Below are 13,852 nucleotides of genomic sequence, written 5' to 3' on the forward strand. Positions count from 1 at the left end.
GATAGAGGGGTTGGGGAACAGAGAGTAGCTTCTCTCTATAACTAAATGATAATGATTATCAGTTTCATTGTCAACCATTTTTTATTTCTTTTTTCTATCAAAAAAAGCAGCCTTCAAGGCTGCCTTTTTTTGATAGAAAACTTTTGAAGTCTAGGAAGGTCGAGTACCGGAGGAGCGGAGCGAATTATACATTCATGAGCACTGGCACATAGGACTGACAATGAATACGAGGGTTTGTCTTCACGCCGCGTCTTCAAATTAATCCATCTTGCTCATATAAATAAGCATACGGAAGGTCTATAAACAAATACATATCTCCCTCTAAAGGATAAGAAAACGTACGTATCCTCTCACCGGTTTCTAAATCACTGTAAATATCGCTGAAAAATCCTTTTCCGCTAATTCTCATTTGAAGAATATTTGCTAGGAAATAAGGACGCCAGCTCCAGTTTTTTTCGATATACTCCGGCTGAAACAGCCATTCTTCTTCTTTTTTGAACACATTTCCAGTGATTTGAAAGCCTTCTTCATTACACATATAAATTCGGAAGCTGCAATCTGTTAGTTCGAGTGCCAGCTTTTGAATGAGCTCATCATTTGTGCTGCACGATTTCTTTAAAGTCGTAACAGCTTGATGAATTCGTTTATAGAATGTTTCAGAATGTTCGTAGACCGCTTGCAGCTTCTTTTTCTCATGGGCAATAAATTGCTGGAATTCTTCTCTAAGCTGATCTTTTCGGTGGCTTCGGTCGATTAATTCTCCTGCAGGCTCATGAAGATAGAACCCTTGAAAATATCTCCCGCCATTTCTCCAAGCATACTGCAGCTGGAAATTTGCTTCAATATCCTCATAAATTAAGGCTGCTCCTATTTTTCTTGCAAGCAATGAAATGCTGTACAAGACATATTCATAGGAAGGAGATGGAGCCGATGCCTTTAATGCCTGTAAATCTATTTTTAATAAATCGGGTGAAAGCAAGGCAATCCGGTCCAGATTACTGCTTTCTTTTCCTATATTTGAGACGGCGATTTTAATCCCATATGTACGATAATACGTTAACGTATGGTATAGCTGTTCAATGTCGCCGCTAAACGTATGCTCTGCAAACTCAATAACAAACCGGTTAAGCTGAATGCCCCGTGCTTCATATTCCTTTAAAAGTTCTAAAAAGCTTTCTCCATGATCCAGCATGAGGATATTGGCATCATGATTAATAAAAATGAGCAAATCGTCATCTGCAGTTGTGAAGAGATCAAGTGCTTGAGTCAATACTTTGTGATCTACTTCCAATTTATATTCGTCAGGAATAGATGAATCCGTAAAGAAGGAGCCTAGGCTGACCGTTTCTGACTCAAGCTTCATTCTTCCTAGAATCTCATAGCCTATCACTTTTTGCTCTTCCGCACTGAATATTGCTTGATAGTGCGGGAAAACATCTTCAATATTCGTTAAAATATCCAATGGATCGACCATTTTCATCACCTGCTTCTCTCTTTGTGTGATTATACCACATCAAAAGCAGGTCTTACATCGTCAATCAAAATGGTGATTGGTTGAGCCATTGTCCCCCATCCATCGTGATACAATCTCCATTTATATAAGACGCATGCTCAGACAATAAAAAGCTCGCAAGCGCTGCAATTTCCTCAGGTGTGCCCAGTCTGCCAAGAGGAACACTATCTAATGTTCTTTGCGCTGCCTCTTCAGATTCCCATAGTTTATCTGCACCGCCTGTTCTCTCAATTGGACCTGGTGCGATCGCATTGACGCGAATTCGATATTGCTTCCCCCATTCCACAGCAAGCGTTCGAGTGAGAGACAACACACCGGCCTTTGCTGCCGCCGAATGCGCCACGCCTACACCAGCACCCCATGCATAGGTGGCCACCATGTTAATCATACTTCCCCTTTTCTTTTGACGAATCCAGTAATTCCCCACTGCATGGCTGCAAAAAAATGTACCATTTAACACAATATCAATGACAGCCTTCCAGCCGTTAGGAGACAGTTTTTCTGCTGGCACTAAAAAGTTTCCTGCTGCGTTGTTAATGAGGGCATCGACATCACCAAATGTATCCACTGCAAACTTAACCATTTGGTCAGCATCCTCTGGGTTTCGTACATCCATTTGGAAATAAGCAACCGATCCGCCCTTCTGCTTCATTTCTTTTGCCGTTTTTTCCAGCGTCTCTTCCGTTCTACCAGTAATCACGACATTCCAGCCTTCAGCTGCCAAATGAGCAGCCATCGCCTTCCCCATACCGCTTGATCCCCCTGTGACAATCACTGTTTGTTTCGTCATTTGTTCTCCCCCTCTGTGTCATTTGAATGACTATTCATTCATTGTTGTCTATCATATCATGATTGACCCTCGGTGCACCATATGGGAGATTATCCAAATATGATGCTATACTTAATTTTATTTATAAAGGAGTCTTATATGAAGCAGCTTTCCCGCAGACAATTTTTAAAAGGAGCAGCTGGTGCGAGTATTCTCGGTTTTTTGGCTACAAGTTGTGGATATGGATATGCCAGGTACATTGAGCCGCGCATGATCGATACCGTGTCACTGACCATTCAAGATGCTCAGCTTCCAGCTTCATTTGACCAGTTTAAAATAGCCCAATTTAGTGACGTTCATTTGAGTGATACATTCGCTGCGAAGAATCTAGAAGCCATCGTCCAGAAAATCAATGCTGCATCTCCAGATCTCATTGTGTTCACAGGTGATCTCGTTGATTTTCAAGCATCCTCTGAAGAGCATGAAAAAGCGAAGGCTTATTTGAATAAGCTTCATGCTCCGTTCGGTAAGCTTGCCATCTACGGAAATCATGACTACGGACCATTTGGCGTGGAGCTTTATGAGAAAACAATGGAGGCTTGTGGATTTACTTTATGTAAAAATGATGTGTTTCTATTAGAAAAAGATCATGCGCATATTCAGATTGCTTCACTGGATGATCTCATGATGAGCGTGCCTGATTACGATTTGATCAAACGGGAAGTATCAACTGATTTATTTACATTACTGCTCGTCCATGAGCCTGATGCCGCATTAGAGCTGAAAACCACACCTATTAACTTGCAGCTTTCCGGGCATACGCATGGCGGTCAAGTGCAGCTGCCTTTCTATGGACCGATTCTCACAGCACCTTACGGCCGTACATATGTAGAAGGTATATACGGCAGCGATCAGCACCGAATCTATGTCAACCGTGGACTTGGAACAACGCGGCTGCCGCTTCGGTTTTTAGCCAAACCCGAGTTAACCTTTTTTACCTTGACATCTCGCGTATAAATAGAAGCCAAACTGCCCTCTCCTGCATATGTATAATCAAAGATCTTTCTCATGACAAATGTTAGGAGAAACCTTACGGGGCCTGATTCCGTCCATATAGTATGTCAAGCGACGGCATCACGGCTTCTTTTATTTGAGTAAAAGGAGTGTGCTTTGGTGCTTCGATACACGGTGAAAAGCGGGGAAACCCTTGCTTCTATAGCACTTGATTTTCGAACAACAACAGATGCCTTAAAGGCTGCAAATCCGTCACTTCAAGCTCGCGAGCCCGAACAAAATGAGGTCATCATTATTCCTGGTTTGCCGGATCCTAATACGATCCCTTACCGCATCTTTGTTTCGATTTCAACGAAACGTCTTGTTTTGTTTTCTGGATCACAGCTTATTCGTTCGTATCCGATTGCAACAGGGAAAATTTTAAATATGACACCGACAGGTTCTTATTATATTGTCAACAGACAGCCAAACCCAGGAGGTCCCTTTGGCGCTTATTGGCTGAGCCTCTCAAAAATTCATTACGGCATTCACGGTACGAATAACCCGTCTTCAATTGGTAAAGCTGTTTCTAGAGGATGCATTCGCATGTATAATCAGAATGTCATCGAGCTTGCTTCACTCGTTCCAAACGGAACACCTGTGACCATTAGCCAGTAGATGAAATCAATTGTACGAATGGTTAAAATTTTATATGATATAAAGTGGGATCTTCAGGTTAAGGAGCGTATTTATGGATATTTTTAAAAACAGAAATTTTGTTCGTCTCTTTTTTGCGGCACTTGCTTCGCAAATGGGGACAACAGTAGGCAATATGGCGTTTGCCTTTTATTTGCTCGACCATTTTAGTCATCAGCCCGCATACGCCACATTGGCTGAGCTTATGTATTCTCTTCCTACTGTCTTTGTCTTTTTTATGGTCGGTGTGGTCGCAGACCGGTTTGATCGTAAAAAAGTCGCAGAGAATTGTGATTGGATACGAGCTGGGCTGACGATTGTATTATTCATCGTTATTTATTTTAATTCACTGCCACTTATTTTCTTGATCTTGTTTATTCGAAGTGCCATTACGAAATTCTTCTATCCAGCTGAAGCTTCTCTCGTTCAGGCCATTTTAAATAAAGATCAATATGCAAAAGCCGCTGGCTTAAATCAAATGCTGTTTAGTTTATTTATGGTATTTGGCGTTGGACTCGGTGCCATTATGTATAAAACGATTGGTCTTCACGGTGCCATTACAATTGATTTAGTCAGCTTTATTATTTCAGGCATCCTGATTCGTTCATGTAACATTCCAATTGAAGCGCGTCAGCCAAATGGACAAGCTGGCTGGAGAGGCATGACCATTAAAACGTCTCTGAAAGATTTTAAAGAAGGCATACTGTATATTTTAAAAAATAAATTATTGGCTTCTTTAATTTTTGGCTTTTTTGTTTTCGGTCTAGTCAATGGCGCATTTGCCGTTCTTCCGATGTTTACAATGAAATATGGACTTTCACCGGACCATTTTGAGCTGCATACATCCTTCTTTACCATTGCGATCGGTGCAGGATTGCTCGTTGGAAGCTTAATGGGCTCTGTCCTCGCTAAGAAGGTAAAGATGCAATATCTCATGTCGATTCCAATTCTGGTCGCAGGTATTTTGATTTTTGTCCTTGGTTCTACCCATACATTATGGTTGTTTTATGTCACATCATTTGTCATTGGTACATGCATTGGCCCAGTCAACATTGTCATTGGCGGCTGGCTGCCTAGAATCGTCCACCCACGCCTGATGGGCCGTGTGTCAGGATGGGTTGATCCGCTTACTATGTTTGCTCAATCGATGACATTAGGTCTGATTGCTGTATTATTTCCAAAACTCATCACAAATGTTTCTTATATTTATTACGGAATGGGCTTTATTATTTTACTCGTCTTCCTTTTTTACTTCATTACACTGCCAAAGTTCAGCAGAGAAGCTGCCGACTTAGACGTGCAGCGTGAACTAAAGGGTCAGGGAGTTCAATAAGTAAATAGCAAAAGGACTTTCTTTTCAGGAAAGTCCTTTTTGCATGGCTGAAACATCCTTCATTTCATTTCCTCTGCCCATAGAATCTGCTTGAAGCATGCATAAATAAATCACATTTACCTCGCTTTACTCCCCCCTCCATCCATTTAGCACCTCTCGTTTTGTTTTGTTGATCCATTTTTTCTTGTTTTTCACAATAAAATTCCTTTACATCATTAAACGTTTTATAGTAGGATAGTCAGGTTGGAGGTGAAGGAAATGCTAAAAAGTTACTATTTTATTCATACAAAGAATGAACAGGGACAGTTTGTTGTACATACAGAAGATTGTGCATTTTTAGGTGATGCTGCAAGCCGTACATTGATTGGCATGCATATGAATGGGGAAAGCGCCATGGGCGAAGCCAAACAAATGACAAATGAAACGGACTTTAATGGTTGTTTTTATTGCGCTTATTCTATTCATACAAAATAATTCATCTGCTTACATCATATAAAAAATATCATTTGAGAAACTACCCATTTTAATAAATAGGTAGTTATCATGAACTAATAGTTCACTTTATTTATATTTCATTCAGTCAACTCTTCTTATCGTTCCTTCTATTGTTCAACACCCATCCCTCTCATTTTTTCGGCTGATACAATGCCAAGAATAAAATCATATAGACAATACAAGCTGTCCCTATCCATTGGAAAAGTCCGAATGGCTCTTTTAACCAGAAAACTGTCGTAACGACTGCTGCAAGGGGCTCAACACTTCCAATTAAGCTCGACTCTTTTGGTGATAAGTATTGCAAACTTTCTATGTAAAACCAAAAAGCGATCATCGTTCCAAATATGACCACAAATAATAAATAGACATACGCTTCAAAAGGTAAATGAGTGAGATTAACCTTCCAAGGAGGATGGATCAAGCTAAGGGCGCCTCCTCCTATCAGCATCGCCCAGCCGACAACCACTAGAGAATCGAATTGTTTTAACAGTCTGATTGGATATAACGTATAAAACGAGAGCGCCACAGCCGATAATATTCCCCACATCACTGCCGCAAATGGAACGGTTAATGTTGAAATAGAACCATTCGTCAATAAGAAAAACATACCTGCTAAAGCCAATACCACTGTGACTAGATCTCTTCTAGTGAAGGTTGATTGCCTGCGAATGACCAAATACACGATAATCATAACAGGGGCTGTATACTGAAGCAGCGTTGCCACAGCAGCATTTCCATGTTGAATGGATGCCATATAAGTATATTGAACAGCCAGCATCCCCATTAGTCCAAATAGAAGGATTTGCATCGCTGTCCTCTTCTTTTGCCACACACCCATCAGATGTGTTTTTTCTTTTGTCATCACATGAACAAATAAAAGCAATCCCCCTGAGATGAGCAGCCGGACCGTCACAAGCCAATTGACATCAATCCCATATTGCTGAAACAATTTTTGTGAAATCGTTCCTCCTACACCCCAGCAGATGGCGCCTATGAGTACAAGTAAAATGCCCTTTCTCCTATTCATTTTCATTCTCCTCAATTCTTAACAAATCATGATAATATAGTTGATAGTAGTTCACTTTGTTACATATTGATATATTAATTGAACATAAAAATAAAAGAATATTGAGGAGAATTATGCACAACCATCATTTTCTGATTGACTGCAACCTGAAAGAATTAACGGAGCATTCCACGACAGCATGGCCTATTGCTCTTTATCATACGAAGATTCGTCATCATAGAAGCGGCTATATTCCTCTTCACTGGCATGACGAGTTTCAATTTGTCTTTATTTTAGAGGGTGAGGCTGAATTTCATATCAATGAAGAGACATTATATGTAAAGCAAGGAGATGGCATTTTCATCAATAGTGGCTGCCTGCACATGGCAAAAGATGCGAATGGGACGGCATGTACTTATGTTTGTTTAAATGTCTCTCCCTACTTCATCACAGCGAATGAATTATTCACCACTTTTGTCCATCCTTATATGCATGCGAGCCAGACAGCTTATATTTTACTCAACCAAAAAGATCACTGGCCTAAACATATTTATCAATGTATTCAAACCATTCAACAATTAATTGATGAAACTCCAGTCTATTATGAACTTGAACTCAATATTCAGCTCATCACCATTTGGAAAAGCTTATTACAAAATGGCTTCCAAATGAAACATGATGCGCGTAAACACGATAAAAACGAACGGATGAAACACATGCTGAAATGGATTCATCAGCATTATCATGAAAAGATCCTTCTCCAAGATATTGCTCGTGCAGGACAGCTTAGCCGCTCAGAATGCTGCAGATCCTTCAAAGACATTTTAAAGAAATCACCTATGCATTATGTAAATGAATATAGAATTCAGCAAAGCCTCATCCTGCTTCAAGAAACGGATTTCACTATCACAGAAATCGCCTACAAAGTAGGCTACACTTCATCCTCCCTATCCCATCCCTTTTTTACATATAATAACATATATAATTATCACTATCACCGCAGGATTCACATAATTTAGATATTAACTACAATACTTTTCTGATCACCTTTGCGGTCATAACTCTGAAAGAATTGATTACATATTGTAACTGTCAAATATATCTCAATAAAAACGAGCACAGCAATATATATCATTTAAACGATTATCAGCAAAATAAACGATAGTGCCAACTACAATTGCAACTAATACAGTGGTAATTAAATCTTTCATTTTTATCAAACAACCTTTCAGAATATTTTTCTACATTTTATTACAAAAAGGTGGAAATTATACAATTTGGCGTTTATAATAGACAATGTATTACAATATTGCTAGAAAGAGGGTTATTATGAAGATTTACAAAAGTTTATCTATCGCCGCTCTGTCCCTTGTTTTAACGTTTTCTGTAAGCGCTCCCGTTTTTGCTAAGGAGAAGACACAGACTCAAATTGAACAAACAGATCAAACCTCTTATTCTGTATTGGATGACAATATCTTGAAATCGGAAGTGGAAACTCAAGCTAGTTGGGATGGTCAATTTAAATCAGATTATACCCTTCCGGCTCATATTGTTGCAGCCGCTGCAAGTGCTGGTGCATACAAAATTACTCAATATATGATGGGTACGTTAAATGTAGGTGGTGCGACTGCGGCTGCATTAACTGGTATGATTACGAATTACATCTCAACAAAAGGCAAAATTAGACTTGTCTCGACTGAGAAATATCGTTGGATTAAGAAATACACTAAAGCTGAATACCAAGCAACCACAAAAATATATGTTAATGGCAAATATAAAACAACTAAATCAAAGAAATGGATTTCTGAAGTAGATACCAATATTGATAGCTTAGATAAATAAATAAACCCCTGTCCATAAGGACAGGGGTTTAATTGTTTCATGCACCTTCTTTTCCTATAGACATATGACTACAAGTTTTTATTTTAATAGATTTTCGAGGACTGCTTTAGTCTTCGATCCATAAATACTGTGCCAATAAGACCAAGCTGCCCCGAAATGGCTCGAACCTCTTTCGACATTTGCATCATGATTTTCAATAGACGCGTTTTTCTTTTCACTTCAAACCCCTTACTATTCACTTCAAAAACGACTTGTCCCTCTGCTGCCACATCTTCTAGTGCCTGTCGATACTGTGCATAACTATTACAGTACATAGCCAACAGAGTGCGATCCAGTTCCGATATTGGCAGCTCGATAATATGAGGGTAAATTCTGATCCATTCGTTTTTTGCCATTGTTGACAGCCAATAAGGCGGGTTCTCTTTCAATGGCGAAATGCCTTTCAATTTTTCTTCATGTTGCTGCCGCTGCTCACGTTCTTCATTGCTTATTTGCCCTTTTAATGTGTCCGTCATTTGTTTTCTTCTCGCCAAAAAACCACCACCTTTCAGCAAATCCAACCTATTGATTTTAGGCAATTAAACAAATGAATAATTCCGCTCTATCTCAACGCCTGTAAAGGATCACTCCATTTTATGAATGAGTGAAAAACCGCAAAAAACGGGAAAATTCAAAACTCCATTTCAACACTTCTTTTAAAGTTGAGGGGACGCCGATTTCCAGGAATCAAAAAAGCCCACCCCGTTCAATGTCGGGGGGACTTTATCTCTTCATAAATATAGTCGAGGAATTTTTTTGCATTTTTTATAAATTCTTTATTAAACGTTTCGTGTAACTGAATTTCTATTAAAGACTCCTTTTCGGAAATTAAATCTTTTCCTATTGATTTAATTGCTTGCCTAACTCTTGTTTGTGAACTTTGACTCATCATATCTATATGCCCCTGTGTATGTGCAAAACAATTTCTTATTTCTTTTACATGACAAATGAAATTCCACTCCTTTGTTTGGTCAGGAAAATTCATCTTAAGTTCTTTTTTTAAAAACTCTTTTGATCGTGCTATGCCAGTGGCTTTGGTTTTATATGTCATAAACCCTTCCTTATTATGAAATCGACATAACTTATTTAATTCATGTTCTAAGTAAGAATAGATACTAATCAGCAATGAAGCTCTCATAATTGCTGGGAAGTCATCACTATAAGCTGCTATTTCATCATAAATTCGATCAACATAAAACTCTTTTTCCTCTACTGTCTCAAATGTATCGATATATCTATCAATTTCGACAAGTTGATGATTTAATGTGCTCTCTACATGCTCCGCATAATCGCTTAGTTTTACTAAACCATAGTGTCTAAAAAGGTCCAACCAATCATTACGCAATATACTCTTCCTCTCAAATAAAATTAAGTTAATTATAATTCATTTTTTGGAAAATGTAATTTGATTGTGATGAAACTGACAAAGCACTTCAAGGTTGTTTAAATCATTGTGCTCTATATCATGACCTCTCTAAGCTCCTTTATGCTTATGATGGACCAACTAACCTATTGGAGTTTATGCGTCCTTCTGTGGCACACACAGCACATCTGTAATGACTCTCACGTAACATTGCTTCTCGAAGTGATTTCCATTCTCTGCTTTGATAGTATTTGTAATTCGCTTCATTCTGTTTGTTGTATCTAATTGCTTATCAGCACAGCCCTGGTGCTTTGTACAATAACGTTCAGTCCAGTCTATATATTCCCGGCAGGTGGGGACGTTACAACGTTTTACCGGCATTTCTAATTACCCTTATGCGACTCAAGGATAAGACAAAGGTGTACGTCCCTGTTTTAATTTCATCACTCTCCTTTTTTATTTGTTCTAAGCCGCCCCTGTTTGTTAGCCGCCATTGATTTTGAAAACAGACAGGAACGCTTTAGAGCAAATAGAAAAAGCACCACCCTATCGAACAGTGCTTCTAATGATCAAATTTAACCAATAATTCAATTAAATTTCTCAACTTTAATCATTGAACTTTTTTGTAAAGGAAATATGACTTCTTGTTCCTTATAAATGTTTACTGAGGTTAACACATAATCAGGAATTTTTGATTTCATAGCAACTATAAATCCCTTAATATTTATTCCAGGGTTATCCTTAGTAGCTTTTGCTGTAATAATTGTGTAAGGTGATGAAGATTCGTTTTTAAACCAATATATATCCTCTAGATCTTCTGCTAATGTCCATGAAACATAGTGATTATCATAATCAATTTTTTTATGATCTTTATGAATTCTTCTTATTTCTCCGATATATAGTAAATATTTCGCAAGCTCTTTCGCAGTGCTGTCTTCACTGTTCTCCCATTCGTATAATTGTTTTATTAAATCTTTCCAGGTCACATCCGTTTTGTTTAAATCGAACCTACGATATCCTTCTTTAGAGTGATTAACCCATTTTTTAAATAACTGTTCCATTTCGTCCATTTCCTTATTCTTATTTTTAATCCATTATCTATCGCATAATACAATATTATAACCTTTTTTCTGTCACGCTGCGCCAACATTACGCCAAAAACACGCCAGTTTTCTGCCAATAAAAAAGCACCATAAAGGCGCTTAAACTTTCATTTTATTTTTGTTTCACTGGCTCCACTTGTTGAGTTACCTTATTGTAATCCTCTAAACATTCTTCCAAAAATATTTTTATTATATAGCGTTTATCTACATTTTTAGTTAACACCCTATGTTGTATACCCCAAATAACAAATATTAGTATGAATGGCACACCGACAGCTAATATGGTCGTCCTTATAACGGTTGCAAAATCAATTATATTTAAAAGTTCTGAAGCATCCATTTTGGTAAGATCTTTAGTGTCTAAATACTTACTGAAAACACTGTTTAAGAAGGCCATAGCCGCAGTCATAATTCCTATACTTGCTGAAGATAAAGCTGCAATCATTACCATAAAGAAACTAAAAGGTTGAACATTAATAGCCTGTGTATCTTTGGCTACTTCGATACCACCTTTAATTCTTCTCAACATTCTATTTAAATCATCTTTGTTATGATCTAATATAATTGATTTTTGAAGTTCCTTTTGTCCATCATTAGTTAAGTTATAGAATTTACCATAGCGATTTTCTAAATATTTTATCGTCGTTTTAGCTTCATTATAATTTCTAGTCATATTTTCACCTCCCATGAGTTTATCGACAACACCTTTATGAACTTTATATTCTGCAAAATTTGTCGAACGAAAATAAAAGCACCTCTAAACGGGTGCTTTAGTTACAATTTCATTGAGAGCGTATGCCAGGTCTAGGAAAGTCTTTGCTTTTAACCTTGTATATACTCATGCCGATTTCATTATCAACCTGGTAATCGAAAACAGGTTCTTGCTGCATGTACCGTTTAATGATTATTTGCCTCTCGTTATATGATGACGATTAACCTCTCTTTGCAACTTCTCAAGAAACGCATTTCGTTTCTGCTCCCATTCAATCCGTATAATGGCTGTACTTTCAGTGGATAAGCGGAAAGCGTTGGTAGTAGCGGGCGGCACTATGCTGAATCCTCCTGTTATCTTTGGCAGCATATCGTCCGGTGACTGGGAGAAGATACGAACGATAGTTGTCGAGAATCCTTTCAACTCTTTTTCTCGTTTCTTTTTTATCTATTACAGGTGGTTCACCATAAAATACCCTCCCCCTTTATTTGCTTTTTAATGCCCCGCCACGGCCTCTTTTATATGTTTGGCGGTAAGCGGCGCTTCTCAATACCAATCTCTAACTGTCAACCTGTGTTCCAAATTTAAGAACAATCTATTACTTTAAAATTGTTATTCACCTTGCCCTTCTATTTTAACTCAGAATTCGAGCGGAAATTTTAAATTGGGTGTGCTGAAAAATTAGCGGACTAAATACTTCCCTTCTGATAGAATAATTTTGAAGGGAGGTGAAAATTCGGATAAATTCTACTATTATAATATAAATACTGACATTAATGGCAATCATGAAGTGCATACAGAAGATTGCTCTTACCTTCCTGATACTCGAAACCGTGAGTATATTGGCTATGAGCCTGATTGTAAGTCAGCCATTAATCGAGCAAAACGTGAAACTAGCAAATATAATTTTGATGGTTGTTACTACTGTTGTAATGAATGTCATACTGGATAACTCATGAGAGGGGCAATTAGTCCCTTTCTAACTCTTTTAATTTAAAACCGTGTTCTTGACACTCTTTACAGATTTAGAGTTATGAGATTATTAAACACTTGTTCTTTTTCATCAATTACTGTAAATGGGTATTCATTTTTGTTCCTCCTATCGAAATATTGTCTTAACTCATTTAATTCAAAACTTACACGCTTATACTAAAGAGTGGCCATTCAAAAAAACGAGTTGCAACAGTTTTTAAAAATTCTCAGATGTACTTGTCCACGATTTTATTTCCCCTTCATCCATAATTTGTTTCATGATTTCTTTTGATTCTTCATAGAACCAATACCGTTTGCCTTTCCTTCCGTCTTTCGAGTAACTTTATTCTTGGATCAATTAAAAATTCGTTAAAAGCTACATTGGGGAGGTTCTAAAACACACAAAATTTTTAACCCTCCCTAATCCCTTTATACCAAAGGTTTTCTTTTTACAATAACTCTATTTGCAATTTACTAATAAAAACGTATAATTTATACTAAGCACAGGAAGACGAAAGACAAAGGAGAGAAAAAATGGACGATTATGCTCATACTAAAGACATAGAACCTACAGCAGAAAACATCGCAAAAGCCATTTATACTGTTAACCGCCATGCTAAAACCGCACCAAACCCCAAGTTTCTTTATCTTTTGAAAAAACGCGCGCTGCAAAAACTATTGCAAGAAGGTAAAGGAAGAAAAGTGGGCCTACATTTCTCTAACAATCCCAAGTATAGTCAACAACAGTCCGACGTGCTGATTGAAATTGGAGATTATTATTTTCACCTGCCACCAACGAAAGAAGACTTCGAATTTTTGCCACACTTAGGAAATTTAAATCAATCATATCGCAATCCGAAAGCGAATATGTCATTAAACCGAGCAAAGCAAATACTTCAAACGTATGTCGGTTTAAAAGAAAAACCTGCCGCCACAAAACAAAAATCACATTACACAAAACCCGTCTTCAAACGTCTCGGGGAAAGTTATTTTTAAACAGAAAAAAACCACTCATA

Annotated in this window: 14 protein-coding genes; 7 read left to right on the forward strand and 7 right to left on the reverse strand. The window is 37.8% G+C overall.

Annotation, left to right across the window (positions count from 1 at the left end):
- Positions 1 to 253: 253 nt before the first annotated feature.
- Positions 254 to 1,474 carry an EAL domain-containing protein gene (locus tag M1D84_RS12055; RefSeq protein WP_024426863.1) on the reverse strand — a complete coding sequence of 407 codons (1,221 nt, stop codon included), beginning with the start codon at positions 1,472 to 1,474 and terminating at the stop codon, positions 254 to 256.
- A gap of 64 nt (positions 1,475 to 1,538) precedes the next feature.
- Positions 1,539 to 2,303 (reverse strand): 2,4-dienoyl-CoA reductase, encoded by a 765-nt coding sequence (gene fadH / locus M1D84_RS12060; RefSeq protein ID WP_024426862.1) that lies wholly within the window; start codon positions 2,301 to 2,303, stop codon positions 1,539 to 1,541.
- Between the two features lie 138 nt (positions 2,304 to 2,441).
- Here fadH and M1D84_RS12065 point away from each other — a divergent pair, with 138 nt between their 5' ends.
- The 4 genes from M1D84_RS12065 (at position 2,442) to M1D84_RS12080 (ending at position 5,778) form a co-directional block, all read left to right on the forward strand.
- The gene (locus M1D84_RS12065; RefSeq protein WP_073204995.1) at positions 2,442 to 3,299 is read left to right on the forward strand and encodes a metallophosphoesterase; all 858 of its coding nucleotides are present in this window, start codon (positions 2,442 to 2,444) and stop codon (positions 3,297 to 3,299) included.
- 156 nt (positions 3,300 to 3,455) lie between these two features.
- Positions 3,456 to 3,953, forward strand: coding sequence for a L,D-transpeptidase family protein (locus M1D84_RS12070; RefSeq protein WP_034623332.1), 498 nt, complete (start codon positions 3,456 to 3,458; stop codon positions 3,951 to 3,953).
- Positions 3,954 to 4,026: 73 nt separating this feature from the next.
- Positions 4,027 to 5,304 carry an MFS transporter gene (locus M1D84_RS12075; RefSeq protein WP_024426859.1) on the forward strand — a complete coding sequence of 426 codons (1,278 nt, stop codon included), beginning with the start codon at positions 4,027 to 4,029 and terminating at the stop codon, positions 5,302 to 5,304.
- 258 nt (positions 5,305 to 5,562) lie between these two features.
- Positions 5,563 to 5,778, forward strand: a complete 216-nt coding sequence (locus M1D84_RS12080; RefSeq protein ID WP_024424712.1) for a hypothetical protein — start codon at positions 5,563 to 5,565, stop codon at positions 5,776 to 5,778.
- 151 nt (positions 5,779 to 5,929) lie between these two features.
- Here M1D84_RS12080 and M1D84_RS12085 read toward each other — a convergent pair whose 3' ends face one another.
- Entirely contained in the window at positions 5,930 to 6,826 is an 897-nt protein-coding gene (locus M1D84_RS12085) for a DMT family transporter (protein ID WP_024424711.1), read from the reverse strand.
- 113 nt (positions 6,827 to 6,939) lie between these two features.
- On the opposite strand from M1D84_RS12085, the gene M1D84_RS12090 reads away from it, so the two are divergent.
- The gene (locus M1D84_RS12090; RefSeq protein WP_213404938.1) at positions 6,940 to 7,824 is read left to right on the forward strand and encodes an AraC family transcriptional regulator; all 885 of its coding nucleotides are present in this window, start codon (positions 6,940 to 6,942) and stop codon (positions 7,822 to 7,824) included.
- 310 nt (positions 7,825 to 8,134) lie between these two features.
- A complete protein-coding gene (locus M1D84_RS12095) occupies positions 8,135 to 8,647 on the forward strand; it encodes a hypothetical protein (RefSeq protein ID WP_213404937.1) in 513 nt (170 codons plus the stop codon).
- Positions 8,648 to 8,730: 83 nt separating this feature from the next.
- Here M1D84_RS12095 and M1D84_RS12100 read toward each other — a convergent pair whose 3' ends face one another.
- The 4 genes from M1D84_RS12100 to M1D84_RS12115 all read right to left on the reverse strand — a co-directional run bounded on the left by M1D84_RS12100 (position 8,731) and on the right by M1D84_RS12115 (position 11,825).
- Entirely contained in the window at positions 8,731 to 9,180 is a 450-nt protein-coding gene (locus M1D84_RS12100) for a phage terminase small subunit P27 family (RefSeq protein WP_213404936.1), read from the reverse strand.
- 212 nt (positions 9,181 to 9,392) lie between these two features.
- Positions 9,393 to 10,031, reverse strand: a complete 639-nt coding sequence (locus M1D84_RS12105; protein ID WP_257802704.1) for a hypothetical protein — start codon at positions 10,029 to 10,031, stop codon at positions 9,393 to 9,395.
- A gap of 605 nt (positions 10,032 to 10,636) precedes the next feature.
- Positions 10,637 to 11,110, reverse strand: coding sequence for a hypothetical protein (locus tag M1D84_RS12110; protein WP_213404934.1), 474 nt, complete (start codon positions 11,108 to 11,110; stop codon positions 10,637 to 10,639).
- Between the two features lie 154 nt (positions 11,111 to 11,264).
- Entirely contained in the window at positions 11,265 to 11,825 is a 561-nt protein-coding gene (locus tag M1D84_RS12115) for a hypothetical protein (protein ID WP_213404933.1), read from the reverse strand.
- Between the two features lie 1,545 nt (positions 11,826 to 13,370).
- Between M1D84_RS12115 and M1D84_RS12120 the strand changes: the two genes are divergently transcribed.
- Positions 13,371 to 13,832: a YkyB family protein gene (locus M1D84_RS12120; RefSeq protein WP_008356877.1), complete on the forward strand. Its 462-nt coding sequence runs from the start codon at positions 13,371 to 13,373 to the stop codon at positions 13,830 to 13,832.
- The last annotated feature ends 20 nt before the right edge of the window (positions 13,833 to 13,852 follow it).

Source organism: Bacillus sp. PK5-006 (genome assembly GCF_054161415.1).

Excerpts from the sequence above, each read along its gene's own strand:
- M1D84_RS12110 (WP_213404934.1), bottom strand. The coding sequence starts at position 11,110 with ATGGAACAGTTATTTAAAAAATGGGTTAATCACTCTAAAGAAGGATAT.
- M1D84_RS12120 (WP_008356877.1), top strand. The coding sequence starts at position 13,371 with ATGGACGATTATGCTCATACTAAAGACATAGAACCTACAGCAGAAAAC.
- M1D84_RS12080 (WP_024424712.1), top strand. The coding sequence starts at position 5,563 with ATGCTAAAAAGTTACTATTTTATTCATACAAAGAATGAACAGGGACAG.
- M1D84_RS12085 (WP_024424711.1), bottom strand. The coding sequence starts at position 6,826 with ATGAATAGGAGAAAGGGCATTTTACTTGTACTCATAGGCGCCATCTGC.
- M1D84_RS12090 (WP_213404938.1), top strand. The coding sequence starts at position 6,940 with ATGCACAACCATCATTTTCTGATTGACTGCAACCTGAAAGAATTAACG.
- M1D84_RS12055 (WP_024426863.1), bottom strand. The coding sequence starts at position 1,474 with ATGGTCGATCCATTGGATATTTTAACGAATATTGAAGATGTTTTCCCG.
- M1D84_RS12065 (WP_073204995.1), top strand. The coding sequence starts at position 2,442 with ATGAAGCAGCTTTCCCGCAGACAATTTTTAAAAGGAGCAGCTGGTGCG.
- M1D84_RS12095 (WP_213404937.1), top strand. The coding sequence starts at position 8,135 with ATGAAGATTTACAAAAGTTTATCTATCGCCGCTCTGTCCCTTGTTTTA.
- M1D84_RS12115 (WP_213404933.1), bottom strand. The coding sequence starts at position 11,825 with ATGACTAGAAATTATAATGAAGCTAAAACGACGATAAAATATTTAGAA.
- M1D84_RS12075 (WP_024426859.1), top strand. The coding sequence starts at position 4,027 with ATGGATATTTTTAAAAACAGAAATTTTGTTCGTCTCTTTTTTGCGGCA.
- fadH (WP_024426862.1), bottom strand. The coding sequence starts at position 2,303 with ATGACGAAACAAACAGTGATTGTCACAGGGGGATCAAGCGGTATGGGG.